This is a genomic window from Streptomyces sp. NPDC059003, assembly GCF_042740445.1.
In the GTDB taxonomy this organism is placed as follows: Bacteria; Actinomycetota; Actinomycetes; order Streptomycetales; family Streptomycetaceae; genus Streptomyces.
On the sequence record NZ_JBHYJH010000180.1, the window covers coordinates 1 to 17,845 of the forward strand.

Consider the following 17,845-nt stretch of genomic DNA (forward strand, 5'->3'; position numbering starts at 1 on the left):
CTGGACCCCCCTTCTCTCCGCGCTTCGCGCTCGTCCTCAAACGCCGGACGGGCTGAAGGCTCCCCTCAGACCTGCCTCAGGGCGCCCCCGTCCACCGCCCACTCCGCCCCCGTCACCTGGCCCGCCAGCGGGGACAGGAGGTAGGCGATGACCCGGGCGACGTCGTCGGGGGTGCCGATGCGGCCGGACGGGAGGCGGCGCTCCTCGCGTACGAAGCGGTCGACGGCCTCCTCGACCGTGGTGCCGTACTGCGCGGCCAGCTGCTCGGCGAAGCCGCCGGGCGCGTCCCAGAGGGCGGTGCGGGTCGGGCCCGGGGCGACGACGTTGGACCGTACGCCGCGGGGGCCGAACTCGGCGGCGAGGGTCTTGTTGACCGAGAGCAGCGCGGTCTTCGCGGCGGCGTAGTCGGACAGCTCGGGGGCGGGGAAGCGGCCCGCCTCGCTGGTGACGTGGACGACGCTCGCGCCGCCGTCCGCCGCGAGCAGCGACGGCAGGGCGGCCCGCGTCATCCGTACCGCGGAGTGGAAGTTGAGCTCGAAGGTGCGGGCCCAGTCGTCGTCGCCGATGCCGAGGAAGCCGTCGCGCGAGGTGAGCCCGCCGACGTTGTTGACGAGCCCGTCGATCCGGCCGTGCCGCGCGAGCACGGCCTCGACGACCCGGCCTGGCGCCTCCCGCTCCGCGAGGTCGGCGGCGACTGAGCTGATCCCCTTCCCGAGCGCGTCCACGCGCTCGGCGGACCGTGCGACTCCCACGACCGACGCGCCCTCCGCGGCGAGGAGTTGAGCGGTGGCGGCCCCGATCCCGGCGGACGCTCCGGTGACGACGAAAACCTTGCCTTCGATTAACAGATCCACGATGACTCCAGGGGTATCAAGCCCGTCCGGTCGTTTGAGGACGAGCGCGAAGCGCGGAGAGAAGGGGGTCTGGGGGCGGAGCCCCCAGAGGTGGGGCGGGTGGGCGGGAGAAGAACCCGACCGGAGGTCAGAGCGAGCTCAGGTCCACGGCGCGGGCCATGGCCCGGTAACCCGCGTCGTTGGGGTGCAGGTGGTCCCCGCTGTCGTACGCGGGGCGAATCCGCTCCGGGTCCGAGGGGTCGGCGAGCGCCTTGTCGAAGTCCACGTACCCGTCGTACTCACCGGAAGTCCGCACCCAGTCGTTGAACTCGTCACTGACGGCGGCCGCGTGCTCGCCGTAGTGGTCGGAGCCGCCGAGCGGCACGAGGGTCGCGCCGACGACCTTCAGGCCCTTGGCGTGGGCGGCGCGGATCAACTTGCGGTGGCCGTTGATGAGTTCCTTGGCGCTGACGACCGGCGCGGGCTTGTAGGTGGGCTTGTCGGTCTCGCTGAAGCCGATGTCGTTGACGCCTTCGAGGACGACGACGGTGCCGACGCCGGGCAGGTCGGTGACGTCGCGCCCGAACCGGGTCGCGCTCCTGTCGCCGAACCAGGCCGAGTCGTTGAGGACCATGTTGCCGCCGATGCCGGAGTTCACGACCGGGCGGGGCTTGCCCGCCTTGGCGAGGCGTTCGGCGAGGGCGTCGGACCAGCGGCGGTTGAGGTCGGTGGAGGAGGCGAAGCCGTCGGTGATGGAGTCGCCGAACAGCGCGATGCCGTCGCCCTTGGCGCGCTTGGAGCCCTTGTCGCTGTTGCCGGCCTTCCCGCCGCTGACGTCGACGCCCGACAGGTAGTACCAGGACTCGGTGGACTCGTCGAAGGCGCGGGCGCCGGTGTCGGCGACGTGGTCGCCCTTGGCGCGGTAGCTGGTCGCGAAGGACTGGGCGTGGAAGGTGGCGGGCCCGGTGGTCCCGGCGAGGCGCAGGGTGACCGTGACGGACTCGAAGCGGTCGAGGCCCAACGCGGCGGCGTCGCTGGAGAGTTGGCCACCGGCCGGTATGGTCACGGACTTCTTCCCGCCGAAGGTGAGGTGCCGTACGGAGCCCTTCTTCACGGCGGCCCCCTTCGTGCCGTCGGTCTTCGCGAGGGTCGCGGCCTCGATGCGCAGCGGTGACGCCCCGTACGCGTTGGAGAGCCGGATGCGGGCGCTGTCACCTCCTTCCGTCACGCGGACGACCTGTCGCAGGGTCTGGTTGTCGAAGCCTGCCTCCGACCAGTTGGCCTTGAAGCCGATGCTCGGCCGCTGCGGGGACGCGGCCCAGGCGGCGCTCCACGCCTGCTCCTTTCCGGCTTCGTGCTTGCCGCTGGACGAGGAGGCCTGCGCGGCGGTCACGGCGGCGCCGGTGGTGAGGGCGAGGGCGACGGTGGCGGCGAGGACGGTCTTGCGGGTACGGGAGATCACGGTGTGCTCCTGGGAGTTGAGAGGTTGACGGGCTGTCGTACCGGGGCTGTGCCCCGACCCCTCAAAGATCCGCCGAACCCCACCCCCGATCAACGACGATCCATGAAACGATTACTTCGCCGATGCTTATCGATGCAGGTCAGGGCGTACGCGAGGGGGAGCGCACGGTGGAGCGGAACGAGCTGGAAACCTTTCTGACCCTCGCCGAGGAGCTGCATTTCGGCCGCACGGCCGAGCGACTCCTGGTCTCCCAGGCGCGGGTCAGTCAAACCGTGAAGAAGCTGGAGCGCAAGATCGGCGGCACGCTCTTCGAACGCACCAGCCGTGTGGTGCGGATCTCGCCGCTCGGGCGTCAGCTGTACGACGATCTGGCGCCGTTGTACGAGCGGATGGAGGAGGCGGTGGCCCGGGCGAAGGATCTGGCGCGGGGGGTGGAGGGCGAGCTGGGCGTGGGCTTCCTGGGATCCGGGGCCGGATCCCTGACCCAGCCCATCCTGAAGCTCTTCCGGGACCGCTGTCCCAAGTGTGAGATCCGTATGCGGGAGACGCAGTTCCAGGATCCGTTGGGGCCGCTGCGGGCGGGGGAGGTGGACGTCCTGTTCACGTGCCTGCCCGTGGACGAGCCGGATCTCACGGTGGGGCCCGTGGTCATCAATGAGCCGCGGGCCCTGGCGATGCCGGTGGGGCACCGGCTTGCCGGTCGGTCCGCCCTGTCCTGGGAGGACCTGGCGGGGGAGACCTGCTTCGGTGTGGTGAACAGTGCGCCCGCGTATTGGTGGGACTTCCATGTGCCGCCGCGCACCCCCTCCGGCCGGGAGATCCCCCGCGGGCAGGCTGTGGCCACGTTCCAGGAACTCATGACCCTCATCGCGACGGGTCAGGGAGTCTCCCCGGTCATCGCCTCCGTGGAGACGTACTACTCCCGCCCGGACATCACGTTCGTCCCCGTCCCCGACCTGCCGTCGGCCGACGTGGCCCTGATCTGGCGCAAAGCTGGCGTCACCGCCCCGATCAAGGCTTTCGTCCAGGCGGTCCAGGACACCCTCAAAACAAACGGCGGCCCCGCCAGGTTCTAACACTCCCCACCCACCCACCCGTTTCCAGCACCCCGCGGGGCGCACGTCGCGCAAAGCGCTGCGGCTGGCAGCCCCGGTTCTCTCCCACCCACCCACCCGTTTCCAGTACCCCGCGGGGTGCACGTTGCGCGGAGCGCTGCGGCTGGCTGCCTATGTGTTCCGCCGCTGGCGCGGCGGTTGTTTCCCACCCGCCCGCCCGTTTCTGGCTGCACGTGGGGTGGACGCCCCTGGGTGGGTGTTGCCCGCCGTCGGCGGCTGCGGCGTGGTCTCCCCACCCACGCAGTAGCAGCGCTCCGCGCAACGCTCACCGTCCGGTGTGGGGTAAACGGGTGGGGTGGGTGGGGGAGATCCCGCCGCGGCAGCGGCGGGCACATGCGTGACAACCCACAGACGAAGGACCCCCGCAGCACCCCCACCCACCCAGCCGCAGCGCTCCGCGCAACGCCCACCGTCCGGTGCGGGGTAAACGGGTGGGCTGGGTGGGAGAAATCCCGCCGCGGTAGCGGCGGGCACATGGGCACCCAGCTGCAGCGCTCCGCGCGACGTGCACGCCGCGGGGTGCTGGAAACGGGTGGAGTGGGTGGGAGAGATCCCGCCGCGGTAGCGGTGGGTGCGTGGGCTGGCAGCCGCAGCGCTGGGCGCGACGTGCACCCCGCGGGGTGCTGGAAACGGGTGGGTGGGTGGGAAGGGCTCAGCCCGGGGCACCGTCGGTGTCGGTGCACAGGGCCCAGATGACGAACGCGCCGATGGCGAGGGAGATCAGGGCCCACAGGGGCTGGTACGGCAGCCACAGGAACTCCACCACCATCCCGACCGCCGCCAGGGCCACGCCAACCCCCCGCGCCCAGTCCGCCCCCTTCAGCACCCCCCACCCCGTCACGGCGATGAGGACACCGAGGACGAGGTGGATCCACCCCCACGCGGTGAGGTTGAACTTGTACACGTAGTCGCCGATGCGCGCGTACACGTCGTCCTCGGCGATCCCCGCGATGCCGGCGAGCACGCCGAGTACGCCGTTCACGAGCATGAGGACGCCGGCGAACATGCTCGGGCCCGCGGAGGCCCAGGGGCCAGTCCCCCGTACGGGGCTTTCAGGGCTGTCGGAAGTCATGCCCCGAGCGTCCGGCGCCGGGTGCGCCCCGGCCACCAGGGTGGTCCGACCGGGCGAACGGCGACGCGACCCACCCGAAGCCGCCCCCGGCAGCCGACGGCAGCCGACGTCAGCCCCCGGCAGCCGACGTCAGCCGACGAAGGCCTCCGGCCCGAAGCGCCCCCAGGCCACGAAGGCGGCCAGGAGGACATAGACCAGGTCCACCGCCATGAGCCCGGTCTCGTGGCGCCGGAGGCGGGTGACCGCCGCACCGGTCATGAGCAGCACAAGACCGACGGCGGCCACCGGCACGAGAACCGGCGCGACACCGAGCGCGGCGGGCAGGACCAGGCCCGCCGCGGCCAGGACCTCAAGCGCTCCGATGGCCTTGACGCCGCCGTCGCTGAAGTCTTCGACCCAGGCCGCGCTGGACCCACTGGCGGCGATCTTCTGCCGTGGTACGACCACCTTGAAGGCGCCGCCGAGCAGGTAGGCGGTGGCGAGCAGTCCGGTAACGATCCACAGGGCGAGGTTCATGGGGCGTGTCCTTCCGGAGCGTCCAGGTCGCAGGGTCAGTGCTGGCCCACCTCGTAGCCGCCGGCGGGCTGCTGGATGATGACGTTGCCGCGGTTGAACGCGTTGATGACGGCGATCTGGGTGACCAGGGCGGCGAGTTGGTCCTCGTCGTAGTGCTTGGCGGCGTTGGCCCAGACCTCGTCGGAGACCCCGCCGGCCGCGTCGGCGATGCGGGTGGCCTCTTCGGTCAGCTCAAGGGCCGCGCGCTCGGCGTCGGTGAAGACCGTGGCCTCGCGCCAGGCCACGACCAGGTGGAGGCGCAGGTCGGTCTCGCCCGCGGCGGCGGCTTCCTTGGTGTGCATGTCGATGCACGCGGCGCAGCCGTTGATCTGGCTGGCGCGGAGCATCACCAGCTCGCGCGTCGCGGCCGGCAGGGTCGAGTCCCCGAGCGCCTTGCCCGCCGCGATGATGTGCTTCCACGCCTTGACGGCGACCGGGCTGGCGAAGAGGTTCAGACGGCCGTTCATGGGGACTCCTTTGTCGTGGTTCTTTGTCGTGGTTCGCTGTTGCCCCTCTCAGACAGGGCACCCCGGCGAGCTGTGACAGGAGTCGAATGTGACCTGCGTCTCTCCGCGCGATCCAAGGGCCGCACACCTCGGATAACCTGCGCGGAAAGCGAGTCGGGGGAGGGGTCCAGTGCCTGGATCAGCGGATACGGCAGACATGACGGACACGACAGCTGCGACGGACACGGCAGCCACGACACACACGGCAGCTACGACGGACACAACGGACCCAACAGATACGACCGTTGTGACAGACGCGGCGAGCTACCGCCCCCTCCTCTTCTCCATCGCCTACGGAATGACCGGCTCCGTAGGCGACGCCGAGGACCTCGTGCAGGACGCGTTCCTCGGCCTGACCCGGGCCCACCGTGCGGGCACGGAGATCGCCGCCCCGAAGGCGTACCTGACCACGTCGGTGACGCGTCTCGGCATCAACCACCTGAGTTCGGCGCGCGTGCGGCGGGAGACGTACGTGGGCGAGTGGCTCCCCGAGCCGGTCGTCGTGGCCACCGACCGGCCGGGCCCCGCCGAGCACGCCGAGCTCGCCGACTCCCTGTCGATGGCGTTCCTCGTCCTGCTCGAGGCCCTGTCCCCGGTGGAGCGTGCGGTGTTCGTGCTGCGCGAGGTGTTCGGGTACGACTACCCGGACGTGGCGCGGACCGTCGGCAAGTCCGAGGTGAACTGCCGGCAGATCTTCGCCCGCGCCAGGAAGCGCGTCGCCGCCGGAGGCAGGGAGCACGTCGCCGCCGGAGGGCGGACGGCCGACAGCGCAACGCACCCGTCCCCGTCCCCGTCCCCGCCCCCGCCCCTGCCCCCGGCCCGACGCGCGGAGGGCGAGGAGCTGGCCCGTACGTTCTTCGAGGCCGCCGCGGGCGGCGAGATGGACACCCTGCTCGGCATGCTCGCGCCCGACGTGGTGTTCCACGGCGACGGCGGCGGCAAGGCACGCGCGATCGCGAAGTCGGTGACGGAGCCGCTGCGCGTCGTCCAGCTGCTCGTCGGCGGGATGCGCCGGCTGCGGTCGCTGGGTGCCGTACTCCGGCCGGTCCTGATCAACGGCCGTCCTGGCGTCCTGATCGTCGACGCCGACGAGCGCGTGGCCAGCGCGGTCGAGCTCGACGTCGTCGACGGCGTGGTCCGGGCGATCCACTCCGTGTCCAACCCCGACAAGCTCGGCCACATCGGGCCGGTGTCCGACATCGGACGGCTCCCGGGGAAGTGAGCCACCCGCCCCCCACCCTGGGGTTACCCCCACCCCCACCAGCCGGTTAGCCGGATCGCCCCGAACCCCCACCCCCGGAAATCCTTGTGCACGGCACACACAGCCGACCGTTCAACGTTTCCGTAGGAGTGCACCGGTGCGCGAGCAGGCATGGCAGAGGATCCGTCCGTCGGGACGACAGCGGGGCGGCAAGAGGCGCGGGGTCGTGACGGCCGCGGCCGCGGTGGCCGTCGGCGCGCTGACGGTCGGCGCCCTGGCGCCCACCGCGGCGTCGGCCGCCGACGGGCCCGCGGCCGCTCCGGCGGACCCCGTCCAGGAGGGCCTGAACTCCCTCGTACGCGACGACGGCGTCCCCGCCGCCCTGGGCAGCGTCAAGGACCGCGACGGGCGCACCCGCACCTACACCGCGGGCGTCGCCGACCTCGCCACCGGCGCGAAGGTGCCGAGGGACGGCCAGGTCCGGATCGGCAGCAACACCAAGAGCTTCACCGCCGTCGTCATGCTGCAGCTCGTCGCCGAGAAGAAGGTCAAGCTCAGCGACCACGTCGACGACCACCTGCGCGGCGTCGTACGCGGCGACGGCTTCGACGGCCGCGACATCACCGTCCGCCAGCTCCTCCAGCACACCAGCGGCCTGCCCAACTACCTCGAACACCTCGACAGCGACGTCCGCTACTACAAGCCCCGCGAGCTCCTCGACCGCGCCCTGAAGGGCAAGGCCCACTTCGAGCCCGGCAAGAAGTGGGAGTACAACAACACGAACTACCTCCTCGCGGGCCTGATCATCGAGAAGGTCACCCACCACCCGCTCGCCCAGGAGATCGACCGCCGCGTCATCAAGCGCGCGGGCCTGCGCCACACGTACTTCCCGGCGCCCCACGAGGTGACCATCCGGGAGGCCCACCCCAAGGGCTACGACCAGGCCGCACCGGGCGCGCCCCTGGTCGACGCCACGGAGTGGGACCCCTCCTGGGCGTGGGCGGCGGGCCAGTTGGTCTCCACCAACTCCGACCTCAACCGCTTCTACTCCGCGCTCATGGGCGGCAAGCTCCTGAAGGAGCCCCAGCTCAAGCAGATGCGCAAGACCGTCCGCGCCGGCTTCCCCTTCGCCGAGGGCGCCCGCTACGGCCTCGGCCTGGTGAGGACGCCGCTGTCGTGCGGCGGCGTCTACTGGGGCCACGGCGGCAGCATGACGGGTTACGAGACGCGCGGCGGCGTCGCCAGGAACGGCCGCGCCGTGAACATCGCGGTGACCACGCAGCCGACCGACAAGGGGACCATGAAGCACGCGGAGGGTCTCGTGGACAAGGCCCTGTGCAACGGTCGCTGACCCGCCCCTTCCCTTACGCAGACGCCGCCGGCGTGCCCCCTCGGGCGCGCCGGCGGCGTCGTCGCACACGGCCACACACGGCCGCACACGGCCACACGGGCCCGTACGGCCGTCACGGCGCGAGCCGCGCCACCACCCCGTCGAGCACGCAGTCGAGCCCGATCTCGAAGCTGCCGCGCCGCGTCTCGTCGGCGACGCCCCGCTCCCGCTCCTCGGCCAGCCGCCGCATCCGCGGGAACGGCTTCGCGGCCTCCCGCGCCGCGGGCCACACCTTGTCGAGCCACTCCTGCTCGCTCTGCCCGCTGCGCGCGAGCATCGTGAGGTACGCGGCCTCGGTGGTCGCGATGCCGATGACGTACGCCCAGACGGTCTCCAGGGCGCTCTCGGCGGACACGAGGTCGAACCCGCCCGCCTCGAAGACGGTGAGCATGTCCTCGGAGAGCCGCATCATGTTGGGCCCGAGGTGGGACATGGCGAGCTCGCCCAGCACGGACGCGATCCAGGGGTGCCGCAGGAGCGCCGCGCGGATGTTGTGCGCGCACTCGACGGCGGCGGCCCGCCAGTCGTCCGCGGCCTTGGCGGTGGGCACGTCGATCTCGCCGTAGATCTGGTCGACGACCAGCTCGATGAGCTCGTCCTTGTTGGAGACGTGCGTGTAGAGCGAGGTCGCGCCCGCGTTCAGGCGCGTGCCGAGTTTGCGCATGCTCAGGGACTCGATGCCGTCGGTGTCGAGCAGTTCGACGGCCGCCGAGACGATCTGGTCGCGGCTGAGCGCGGGCTGCTCGCGGCGGCGCCGCTGCGGCCGGGTCCACACGGACGGGATCGACGGCTGCTCGGTCGGTACGGGCTCCTTGGCGCGGGGCATACGACGGCCACCTCTCTTCGCTTGCCTGCGGGCTTGACCTCACTCTAGCGCAGCGCACGTACAGCGTTCGGGTCTTGCGAACAGTGTGCGTCGTACGTACAGTGTTCGGAGTCAGCGAACGACGTACTGGGGAGGTCCGTGATGGACGGGCAGGCAACGAAGGCCGTGGAGGAGAAGGGGTCGGTGGCGCGCAATCCCAAGCGCTGGCTGATCCTCGTCGTGCTGTGCCTGAGCACGCTGGTCCTGGTCGTGGACAACATGGTCCTGACCGTGGCGGTGCCGCCCATCGCCCAGGACCTGGACGCGAGCGCCTCGGACCTCCAGTGGATCCTCGACTCGTACATGCTGGTCTTCGCGGGCCTGCTGCTGACGTCCGGCTCGCTCTCCGACCGCTTCGGCCGCCGCAAGGTGATGCTGATAGGCCTGCTGGTCTTCGGCGCGGCCTCCCTGCTCGCGACCGTCGCGAACAGCCCTGAGCAGCTGATCGCGGGCCGCGTCCTGATGGGTGTCGGCGGCGCCCTGATCATGCCGAGCACGCTGTCCATCCTCATCACCGTCTTCGACGAGGAGGAGCGGCCCAAGGCGATCGCGGCCTGGAGCGGCGTCGCGATGGTCGGCCTGGTCGGCGGCCCGGTCCTCGGCGGCGCGCTGCTCGATCACTTCTGGTGGGGCTCGGTCTTCCTCATCAACATCCCCATCGCGGTCCTCGCGATCGTCGCCGCGCTCGCCCTGATGCCCGAGTCCAAGGGCCCCTGGCGCAAGGCCGACCCGGTCGGCATGGTCCTGTCGATCGTCGGCATGGTGGCCCTGGTGTGGACGATCACCGAGTGGCCGAAGGAGGGCCTCGGCGACCCGAAGGTGTACGTCGCCGCGATCGTGACCGTCGCGTCCCTGGCCGGCTTCGGCCTCTGGGAGACCCGGGTCGCCGAGCCGATGGTTCCGCTCTCCCTCTTCCGCAACCGCGTCTTCACCGGCGCCAGCTTCTCGATCGTCCTGCTGACGTTCGCCAACGGCGGCCTGATGCTGGTCCTGACCCAGTACCTCCAGTTCGTCCTCGACTACTCGCCGACCGACACCGGCTGGGCCTTCGCCCCGCTCGCCATCGCGTCCCTCGTCTTCAACACGATCGGCGCCACGCTGGGCCAGAAGCTCGGCAACCGCGTGATGCTGGCCGGGGGCCTTGCGATCATCGCCTCCGGGTTCTTCACCCTCACCACCCTGGAGCGCGGGGACGGCTTCGGGATCGTCACCCTCGCCATGGTCCTCATGGGCATGGGCGGCGGCCTCGCGATGCCGGCCGCGCAGGCCGCCCTCATGGGCGCCGTTCCCCCCGAGCACGCCGGTGTGGGCTCCGCCCTCAACGACACCGTCCAGCAGGCCGGCGCCGCCCTCGGTGTCGCGGTCCTCGGCTCCATCCTCTCCAGCACGTACGGGAACGCCATGCCGGACGACGCGCCCGGCAAGGCCGACGAGTCCATCGTCGAGGCCTTCGCGGAGGCCGCCCGCACCGGGAACGCGGCGCTGCTCAACACGGCCCGTGACGCCTTCACCGACGCGATGTCCGCCAGCTTCGTGGTCGGCGCGACGGGTGTCCTCGTAGCCGCGGCCCTCTCCATCTACCTGATGCGCCCCCGCCCCCAGCCGAACGACTAACCTCGCGGCGCGCCGGACGGGCTGGATTTTCCAGCCCGTCCGGCGTTTGAGGACGAGGCGCGCAGCGCCGGAAAGAAGGGGTTCTAGGGGCGGAGCCCCTAGTTTCGGGAAGGGGCGGGATTGGGGAAGCCCTCGGCAGAGCCCGGCCGTCACGGCGTCACCTCGCGCAACCGCCCCGCCGCCATGTCCAGCACCCGATCGCAGCGCGCGGCAAGCGCCCGGTCGTGCGTCACGACGACCACCGTCACCGGCAGCGCGCCCAGCGCCACCGCCGCCTCCTCCTGCCCGTCGAAGTCCAGCGCGGCGGTGGGCTCATCGGCGAGCACCACCCCCGCCCCGGCGGCGACACAGCCGATCGCCCGCGCCAGATAGGTGCGTTGCAGCTGACCGCCCGACAGGGTGTGCAGCGGCTTGCGCCGCAGCGCGCCCACGCCGAGGCTCTCCGCCGCGTCGGCGGCCGCCTTCGGCGCACCGCTGGAGTCCAGCAACTCGCCCGCCAGGAGCGGGAACCGGCCGACCGCGGGCTTCTGCGGCACCCACGCGCAGGCGCGCCGCCGCCACGCCCGGTCGGCGGCCGACGCGGTGCCGCGCCCGCCGACGAGGACCGTGCCGGCGCTCTGCCGGTGCAGGCCGAGCACCGTACGCAGCAGCGTGGACTTGCCGGAGCCGTTGGTCCCGGTCAGGGCCACGCGCTCGCCCGCCGCGACCTCGAGGTCGACGCCGTCGACGGCGACGACCCGGCCGTGACCGCAGGTCACGCCCCGCACGTGTACGTCAAGACCACCCATCGCCCTTCACGCGCCTTCCCTGTCGCTCGGTGTCCTCGGTGTCCTCGGTGTTCCCGGCAGTAGTCGGACGCACGGCGCGCCCAGTTCCCGTACGAGAGGTACGAGACGTGCGTGATGTAAGAGACGTGCGAGACGCGTCAACTGCCCGGCCGGACCACCACGGCCGTCACCCGCACCTCCCCGCTGTGCCGGAACCGGAGGACGAAGGGAATCCCGTCGCCGAGCCGCAGCGGCCACTTCGGGCGGAGCATGATGTCGATCCCGTCGGGCTTCATGGTGATCCGCTTGCGCGCGGGCACGGTCACGGACTCGACCATCCGCATCGACTCGACGTTCGCGCCCTTGCGCTCCACGGTCCGGCTGAGCATGGTCTCGTCGGCCGCCGTGGTCCGCGCCGACAGGAGCACGTCGTCGGACGTACCGGAGTTGGTGATCCGGAAGAACGCCGCGGTCTCCTTGACGCTGCCGTACGGCAGGAACACCCGCCCCTCGGCGACACTGATCCGCGCGGGCCCGCCCGCGGCACCCGACGCGGCCCAGGCGCTCAGCCCGCCCAGCGCGAGCACGCAGGCGAGCACCGGCGCGAGCACGCCGGGCAGCCCGCCCCGCACACGCGCGTACAGAGAACTCGCGTACCGGGAAGCAGCGCCAGAATCGGTCCGGGAATCAGTCATCGCAGGTTCCTCCCTCGTGGCGCCCGCGCCCGCGTCGGCGTCCGCGCCGCCCGCGGCACCGGCTCCCACGTACGCAGCCGCAGGCTGTTCGCGACGACGAGCAGCGAGCTCGCCGACATCGCGGCCGCCGCGGTCATCGGGCCGAGGCGGCCGACGGCGGCGAGCGGTACGGCAAGGGCGTTGTAGCCGAACGCCCAGACCAGGTTGGTGCGGATGGTCGCGAGGGTGCGGCGGGCCAGGCGCACGGCGACGGCCGCCGCGCCGATGTCGGAGCCGACGAGCGTCACGTCGGCCGCGCCGATCGCGGCGTCCGTGCCGCAGCCCATCGCGATGCCGAGGTCGGCGCGGGCGAGCGCCGCGGCGTCGTTCACGCCGTCCCCGAGCACGGCGACCCGTCGGCCCTCCTGCCGCAACCGCTGTACGAGGTCGGCCTTGCCCTCCGGAGTGCAGCGGGCGTGCACCTCGGTGATGCCGAGCTCGGCGGCCACGGCGTGCGCGGTCGCCGGGCGGTCCCCGGTGGCGAGCACCGGCTCCACGCCGAGGCGGCGCAGGCGGTCCACGGCCCGGTAGCTGCCGGTCCGCAGCACGTCGCCGACGGCGATGACCGCCCGGTCCACGCCGTCCACGCGGACGAGGACGGCGGTCCGGGCGTCCGCCTCCGCCGCGGCGACGGCGGCGGCCAGCCCGGCGGGCAGCGCGTCGCCCGGCACGCACACCTCCACCGCGTGGCCCGCCACGGTGCCGAAGACGCCGTGACCGGGGGTGGCCCGGAAGCCGGTGACCTCCGGCACCACCTCGTCGGACAGGACGCGTTCGGCGTACGCGGTGACGGCGCGCCCCAGCGGGTGCTCGGAGCCGCGCTCCACTCCTGCGGCCAGCCGCACCACGGTGTCCTCGTCCATGCCGTCCCCGGCGACGGTGACGTCCGTGACGGTCATCCGTCCCGTCGTCAGCGTGCCGGTCTTGTCCAGGACGACCGTGTCGACGTGCCGCAGCGTCTCCAGGGCCCGCGGGCCGCCGATGAGGACGCCGAGCTGGGCGCCGCGTCCGGTGGCGGCGAGCAGCGCGGTGGGCGTGGCCAGGCCGAGGGCGCACGGGCAGGCGACGACGAGGACCGCGACGGCCGCGGTCACGGCGGCCTGCGGGTCCGCCCCGGCGCCGAGCCAGAACCCGAGCACGGTCACCGCGAGCGTCAGGACCACCGGCACGAACACGCCCGCCGCGGCGTCCGCGAGCCGCTGGGCGCGCGCCTTGCCGGACTGGGCCTCCGTCACCATGCGGGTGATCCGGGCCAGTTGGGTGTCCGCGCCGACGGCGGTGGCCCGCACGACGAGCAGCCCGCCCACGTTCACCGCCCCGCCGACCACCGCGTGTCCGGGCCCGGCCTCCACCGGCTCGCTCTCGCCGGTGACGAGCGACAGGTCGAGCGCGGAGCTGCCGGACACCACGACGCCGTCGGTGGCGACCCGCCCACCGGGCCGGACCGTGAACTCCTGGTCCACCCGCAGCTCGGCGACGGGCACGCGCCGCTCCGTGCCGTCCGCGCCGCGCACCGTCACGTCCTTGGCGGCCAGTTCGGCGAGCGAGCGCACCGCGGCCCCGGTCGCGCCTCGCGCCCGCGCCTCCAGGAACCGCCCGGCGAGCACCGAGAGCGGCACGCCGACCGCGGCCTCCAGATACACGTGCGCCATGCTGCCGCCCGCCGACGGCAGCACCTCGAACGGCATCCGCATCCCCGGCTCGCCCGCGCCCCCGAGGAACAGCGCGTACGTCGACCAGGAGAAGGAGGCCACGACCCCGAGGGACACCAGCGTGTCCATGGTCGCCGCCGCGTGCCGCAGGCCGCGCAGCGCCCGCTGGTGGAAGGGCCAGGCGCCCCACACCGCGACCGGCGCGGTGAGCGCGAAGCACAGCCACTGCCAGTTGCGGAACTGCCAGTCGGGCACCATCGACAGGACGAGCACCGGCAGCGACAGCAGCGCGGTGACGAGCAGCCGCGTACGCTCGCCGTCCGCACCCTCTTCCCCGTTCTCTGCGGGGCCTTCTCCCGCGCCTTCTCCTGCGCCTTCTTCCGTGCCGTGTACGGGCTTCGGGGGCGGCGGCAGTTCGGCGGTGTACCCGGCGCGTACGACGGTGGCGACCAGCTCGTCCGTCGCGGTGCCGGTGGGGTGGGTCACCCGGGCCCGGCCCGTCGCGAGGTTGACGCTCGCACTGACCCCGTCCAGCTTGCCGAGCTTCTTCTCGACGCGGTTCACGCAGGCCGCGCAGGTCATGCCGCCGATGACGAGGTCGGTCGTGACCAGGTCGGTCGTCTCGACGCTCACTAGTGCCCCCCGTGTCCGCCCTGCGAGCCGCCGCCCCCGCCCCCGCCCCCGCCGCCCCCGCCGTCGCCGTCCGACGTCGAGGACCGCATGCCCGGCGCGACCGGACCGACGGACGAGCCGACTTGGTACGACACGGCGAAGACCACCACGAGGAGCACCAGGAACCCGAGCAGCGCGGGCGGCGGACGCCACTGTCGCGGCGTGGCGGTCGGCGTGGCTTTCGGCGCGGCTTTCGGCGTGGGCGAGGGCTGTGGCTCGGCAGACATGGACAGGTAGTCGTACGCGCCGGCGGGCTGGTTCCCGGCGTCGGCCGGGACCTTCGCGGCCGGGCGAGACGCGTCCCACTCGTGTCGCGGTTGGGCCGAACGGGTGACTTGCGTAAGAATTGCCTGGCCAGACGTTGAGGACGAGCCAGGACGGGGTTGCTCTGTGACCAGCAACGAAGCCACCGACGAACAGTGGGAGGGGCTCGCTCAGGTCGTGCCGTTGCGCGGTCGCAACGAGTGGCCGTCCTGGCCCGGGCACCGCTCGCTGCCCGACGCCGAGACCGAGACCCGGCGGCGCTTCGTCGTCACCCGCGTCAACGTCTTCGCGGACGCCCGCGAGGTCGCCGAGAACCTGATGTCCCAGACGCCGGTCCTGCTCGACCTGTCCGGCGCCGAGACCGAAGTCGCCAAGCGCGTCCTCGACTTCAGCAGCGGCGTCGTCTTCGGCCTCGGCTGCGGCATGCACCGCGTCGAGCGGAACGTCTTCCTCCTGTCCCCGCCCGACACCGAGGTGCAGGGACTCGTCGAGGCCGCCACCGTCTAGGGCCTGTCCGATGGGTCAGCCCCGGCGCCGGGGGCCGGGCCGTCGGGCTAGCCCAACTCCCGGCCGGGCGCGGGCCGTTGGGCGGTGATCGCCCGATCGGGCGAAGGTCAGCAGGACAAAACGGTTCGCCTGATCGACCGGACCATAACGTCCGGTCATGACTGTGCACTCCCGCGGGGCGCTCGCGCAGAACACGGCGGCCCGGGGCAAGCCGCGCGTCACCGAACTGCGGCTCTCCGCCTTCGCCGGACACCGCTCCGCCACCTTCCCGCTCGGCCCGCTCACCCTCTTCGCGGGGCCGAGCGGCAGCGGCAAGACCAACGCCCTGCGGGCCTACGAGGCGCTCGCCCTGCTCGGCGCGGGCGCCGAACTCGTCGACGTGTTCCCGCAGCCCGCCCACTGCGTGCCCGAGCGCGCCCGCGCCGACGGCCAGGCGCGGCGCGGCTTCCGCATCGGCTGCACGGTCGACGGCCCCGCGGGCCCCGTCCGCCTCGACGTCGCCGTACAGGCCGAACCGGAGCTGCGCATCGCGGGGGAGCGGCTCACCCGCGACGGCCTCACCCTCCTCGAAACCGCCCTGCGCGACCCGGGCAGGCGCGCCGTCCAGGCCTCCTGGCACACCGCGGGCGCCGCCCCCGTGACCCGGGCGCCGCTGCCCGACGACCGGCTCGGCACGGCCCTCCTCCCGCTGCGCGTCGCGGGCAAGACCGACGGCCAGCGCCTCGTGCTCGCCGCCGCCGAACAGGTCGTCGTCGCCCTGCGCTCGGCGTTCACCTGCGACCCGCGCCCCGGCCGGATGCGCGACCCGGTGCCCGCGGGGCGCATCGGCGCGGGCCGCCTCCTCAGCGGCTGCGACAACCTCGCCGAGGTCCTGTGGCGCACCCGCTCCGAGTGCGGCCACCGCCACACCCAGCTCGTCGCGGCCCTGCGCGCGGGCTGCGCCGGGCCCGTCGCCGACGTCCTCGCCGAGGAGACCCGGGAGGGCGGGCTGCGCGCCGTCCTCGACCGGGGCGACGGCCTGCGCACCTGTGCCGGACGCCTCGGCGACGGCGAGCTGCGCTACCTGGCGCTGGCCCTGGTCCTGCTCACCGGACCCCGGGTCCTCGAGGTCGATCCCGTCGCCGAGGTCCCGGAGGCGTACCAGAGCCTGACCGTCGTCGCCGACGGCTTCGACCGCTGTCTGGACCAGCGCCAGAAGCGGGCCCTCGCGGACCTCGCCGCGCGCGCCTGTGCCCGCGGCCACATCCGCCTCATCGGCGCCGTCGCCGACGCCACGTGGGCCGCGGCGGCGGACGGCGTGACGGTGGTCGACCTGGGATGTAGTTGACTTGGGTCGTGACTGACCATGATGTAGCGGGACTGCAGCGCAGGCTGGCCGAGTTCGCGGCCGCGCGGCACTGGGAGCCCTACCACACGCCCAAGAACCTGGCCGCCGCGCTCAGCGTGGAGGCCGCCGAACTCGTCGAGATCTTCCAGTGGCTGACGCCGGAGGAGTCGGCCCGCGTGATGCACGACCCCGAGTCGGCCCACCGGGTCACCGACGAGGTCGCCGACGTCCTCGCCTATCTCCTCCAGTTCTGCGAGGTGCTGGGCGTCGATCCGCTGAAGGCCCTGGCCGCGAAGATCGACCGGAACGAGGAGCGCTTCCCCGCGCCGTGACGGCGCCGTGCCGACGGTTCGGTGACGACGACGCCCCGCGGGTCGTGTACGCCCCCTGCGGCCACCGGGGCGCCGCCGGTGGCGCTCGGCACACGACCCGCAGGGCGTACGCCCCGTGGACGGTGGCCACCGCACGCCCCGGGCGCCCCCGGGGCTCTCGCGCCCCGCAAGCCCCCGGGTGTCACCGCCTGTTGGACATGCCGAAAGCCCCACAAAGACACCTTGTCGTCACTCTCCGGAGTCAATGCATTGTCCACACTCGCTTGTTTGTCCACAGATTTCAGGCTTCCTCTGGCTTTTCGAACCGAAGGCGCTCACTGTGGGTAGTGAACAAGGGAGTTCGGGTGTACGTGCCGCGAGTGGGCGCGGGATGAATGGGGACGGCGCATGGATGCGATGCGGCTCATCGAAGCGACCAGGTGCGCCCTGGCGCGGAGTCAGAACCCTGCGGCCGTCGTCGCGGAGGTGTGGCAGTCGCAGGCCCTGGCCCAGGCGATCGGCGGCCGCCTGGCCGTCGGCGGACCGCCGGAGTTACGGGGCGAGGCGCTCGGCCTGAGCGAGCTCAGCGGCAGAGGATGCGGTCTGCTCGACCCGCCCCCGCCCGGTACGCGGATACGGGCCGGGTGCCTGACGGGCATAGCCGACCCCCACGACAGCCTCCTCAATCTCGGCGCCCTCCTCGGCGAGGCCGGCATCGCCCTCGTCTCCGTGGCGATGAGCGCCGACGAGGAGGGTCTTTACTGGCAGTGCATGGAGGCGATCGACGCCGCGGACGAGTCCCGGGACCGGGTCCTTGAGATGCTGCGGCGGCTCGCGGCGCGGGAGCGGAATCTTTCGGGGGAGGGGGCGTGCGGGTGAGTTGCTCCTCGCGGTGCGCCCCAGTCCCGCCCCTTTCCCGAAACTAGGGGCTGCCGCCCCTAGCACCCCGCTTCATCGGCGCTTCGCGCCTCGCCCTCAAACGCCGGGCGGGCTATTTC

Annotated in this window: 18 protein-coding genes; 8 read left to right on the forward strand and 10 right to left on the reverse strand. The window is 72.6% G+C overall.

What is annotated here, in order from left to right; genetic code table 11:
• Nucleotides 1–65: 65 nt before the first annotated feature.
• Nucleotides 66–854 carry an SDR family NAD(P)-dependent oxidoreductase gene (locus ACFWZ5_RS38160; RefSeq protein WP_384892005.1) on the reverse strand — a complete coding sequence of 263 codons (789 nt, stop codon included), beginning with the start codon at nt 852–854 and terminating at the stop codon, nt 66–68.
• A 127-nt stretch (nt 855–981) separates the two neighbouring features.
• Nucleotides 982–2,295, reverse strand: a complete 1,314-nt coding sequence (locus ACFWZ5_RS38165) for an SGNH/GDSL hydrolase family protein (protein ID WP_384806720.1) — start codon at nt 2,293–2,295, stop codon at nt 982–984.
• Nucleotides 2,296–2,417: 122 nt separating this feature from the next.
• Between ACFWZ5_RS38165 and ACFWZ5_RS38170 the strand changes: the two genes are divergently transcribed.
• On the forward strand, nt 2,418–3,371 hold the full coding sequence (locus ACFWZ5_RS38170) for a LysR family transcriptional regulator (protein WP_384806722.1): 954 nt from the start codon (nt 2,418–2,420) through the stop codon (nt 3,369–3,371).
• A 691-nt stretch (nt 3,372–4,062) separates the two neighbouring features.
• Here the strand turns inward: ACFWZ5_RS38170 and ACFWZ5_RS38175 are convergent.
• From ACFWZ5_RS38175 to ACFWZ5_RS38185, 3 genes are all read right to left on the reverse strand, one after another.
• Nucleotides 4,063–4,482 carry a hypothetical protein gene (locus ACFWZ5_RS38175; RefSeq protein ID WP_384792065.1) on the reverse strand — a complete coding sequence of 140 codons (420 nt, stop codon included), beginning with the start codon at nt 4,480–4,482 and terminating at the stop codon, nt 4,063–4,065.
• A gap of 129 nt (nt 4,483–4,611) precedes the next feature.
• Nucleotides 4,612–4,998, reverse strand: a complete 387-nt coding sequence (locus ACFWZ5_RS38180) for a DoxX family protein (protein WP_384792068.1) — start codon at nt 4,996–4,998, stop codon at nt 4,612–4,614.
• A gap of 35 nt (nt 4,999–5,033) precedes the next feature.
• Nucleotides 5,034–5,504, reverse strand: a complete 471-nt coding sequence (locus tag ACFWZ5_RS38185) for a carboxymuconolactone decarboxylase family protein (protein WP_384792071.1) — start codon at nt 5,502–5,504, stop codon at nt 5,034–5,036.
• Between the two features lie 337 nt (nt 5,505–5,841).
• Between ACFWZ5_RS38185 and ACFWZ5_RS38190 the strand changes: the two genes are divergently transcribed.
• Both ACFWZ5_RS38190 and ACFWZ5_RS38195 read left to right on the forward strand, forming a co-directional pair.
• Nucleotides 5,842–6,765, forward strand: a complete 924-nt coding sequence (locus ACFWZ5_RS38190) for a sigma-70 family RNA polymerase sigma factor (protein ID WP_384792220.1) — start codon at nt 5,842–5,844, stop codon at nt 6,763–6,765.
• A gap of 205 nt (nt 6,766–6,970) precedes the next feature.
• Nucleotides 6,971–8,095, forward strand: a complete 1,125-nt coding sequence (locus ACFWZ5_RS38195; RefSeq protein ID WP_384892008.1) for a serine hydrolase domain-containing protein — start codon at nt 6,971–6,973, stop codon at nt 8,093–8,095.
• Between the two features lie 112 nt (nt 8,096–8,207).
• Here the strand turns inward: ACFWZ5_RS38195 and ACFWZ5_RS38200 are convergent, their stop codons facing one another.
• Nucleotides 8,208–8,960, reverse strand: coding sequence for a TetR/AcrR family transcriptional regulator (locus tag ACFWZ5_RS38200; protein WP_384792077.1), 753 nt, complete (start codon nt 8,958–8,960; stop codon nt 8,208–8,210).
• A gap of 141 nt (nt 8,961–9,101) precedes the next feature.
• On the opposite strand from ACFWZ5_RS38200, the gene ACFWZ5_RS38205 reads away from it, so the two are divergent.
• A complete protein-coding gene (locus ACFWZ5_RS38205; protein WP_384792080.1) occupies nt 9,102–10,613 on the forward strand; it encodes an MFS transporter in 1,512 nt (503 codons plus the stop codon).
• Between the two features lie 149 nt (nt 10,614–10,762).
• Here the strand turns inward: ACFWZ5_RS38205 and ACFWZ5_RS38210 are convergent, their stop codons facing one another.
• The 4 genes from ACFWZ5_RS38210 to ACFWZ5_RS38225 form a co-directional block, all read right to left on the reverse strand.
• Nucleotides 10,763–11,401, reverse strand: a complete 639-nt coding sequence (locus ACFWZ5_RS38210; RefSeq protein WP_384805320.1) for an ATP-binding cassette domain-containing protein — start codon at nt 11,399–11,401, stop codon at nt 10,763–10,765.
• A gap of 137 nt (nt 11,402–11,538) precedes the next feature.
• A complete protein-coding gene (locus ACFWZ5_RS38215) occupies nt 11,539–12,075 on the reverse strand; it encodes a copper chaperone PCu(A)C (protein WP_384805322.1) in 537 nt (178 codons plus the stop codon).
• The gene (locus ACFWZ5_RS38220) at nt 12,072–14,348 is read right to left on the reverse strand and encodes a heavy metal translocating P-type ATPase (RefSeq protein ID WP_384805334.1); all 2,277 of its coding nucleotides are present in this window, start codon (nt 14,346–14,348) and stop codon (nt 12,072–12,074) included. The genes ACFWZ5_RS38215 and ACFWZ5_RS38220 overlap by 4 nt, the downstream gene beginning before the upstream one ends.
• Before the next feature lie 50 nt (nt 14,349–14,398).
• Complete coding sequence (locus ACFWZ5_RS38225; RefSeq protein WP_384805324.1) at nt 14,399–14,665, reverse strand: hypothetical protein; 267 nt, start codon at nt 14,663–14,665, stop codon at nt 14,399–14,401.
• A gap of 163 nt (nt 14,666–14,828) precedes the next feature.
• Here ACFWZ5_RS38225 and ACFWZ5_RS38230 point away from each other — a divergent pair, with 163 nt between their 5' ends.
• The 4 genes from ACFWZ5_RS38230 to ACFWZ5_RS38245 all read left to right on the forward strand — a co-directional run bounded on the left by ACFWZ5_RS38230 (nt 14,829) and on the right by ACFWZ5_RS38245 (nt 17,726).
• A complete protein-coding gene (locus tag ACFWZ5_RS38230; protein WP_384805326.1) occupies nt 14,829–15,209 on the forward strand; it encodes a cell division protein SepF in 381 nt (126 codons plus the stop codon).
• A gap of 157 nt (nt 15,210–15,366) precedes the next feature.
• Nucleotides 15,367–16,536 carry an AAA family ATPase gene (locus ACFWZ5_RS38235; RefSeq protein WP_384805328.1) on the forward strand — a complete coding sequence of 390 codons (1,170 nt, stop codon included), beginning with the start codon at nt 15,367–15,369 and terminating at the stop codon, nt 16,534–16,536.
• Nucleotides 16,537–16,544: 8 nt separating this feature from the next.
• Nucleotides 16,545–16,868, forward strand: a complete 324-nt coding sequence (locus ACFWZ5_RS38240; RefSeq protein WP_384805330.1) for a nucleotide pyrophosphohydrolase — start codon at nt 16,545–16,547, stop codon at nt 16,866–16,868.
• A gap of 387 nt (nt 16,869–17,255) precedes the next feature.
• Entirely contained in the window at nt 17,256–17,726 is a 471-nt protein-coding gene (locus ACFWZ5_RS38245) for a DUF6099 family protein (protein ID WP_384805332.1), read from the forward strand.
• The last annotated feature ends 119 nt before the right edge of the window (nt 17,727–17,845 follow it).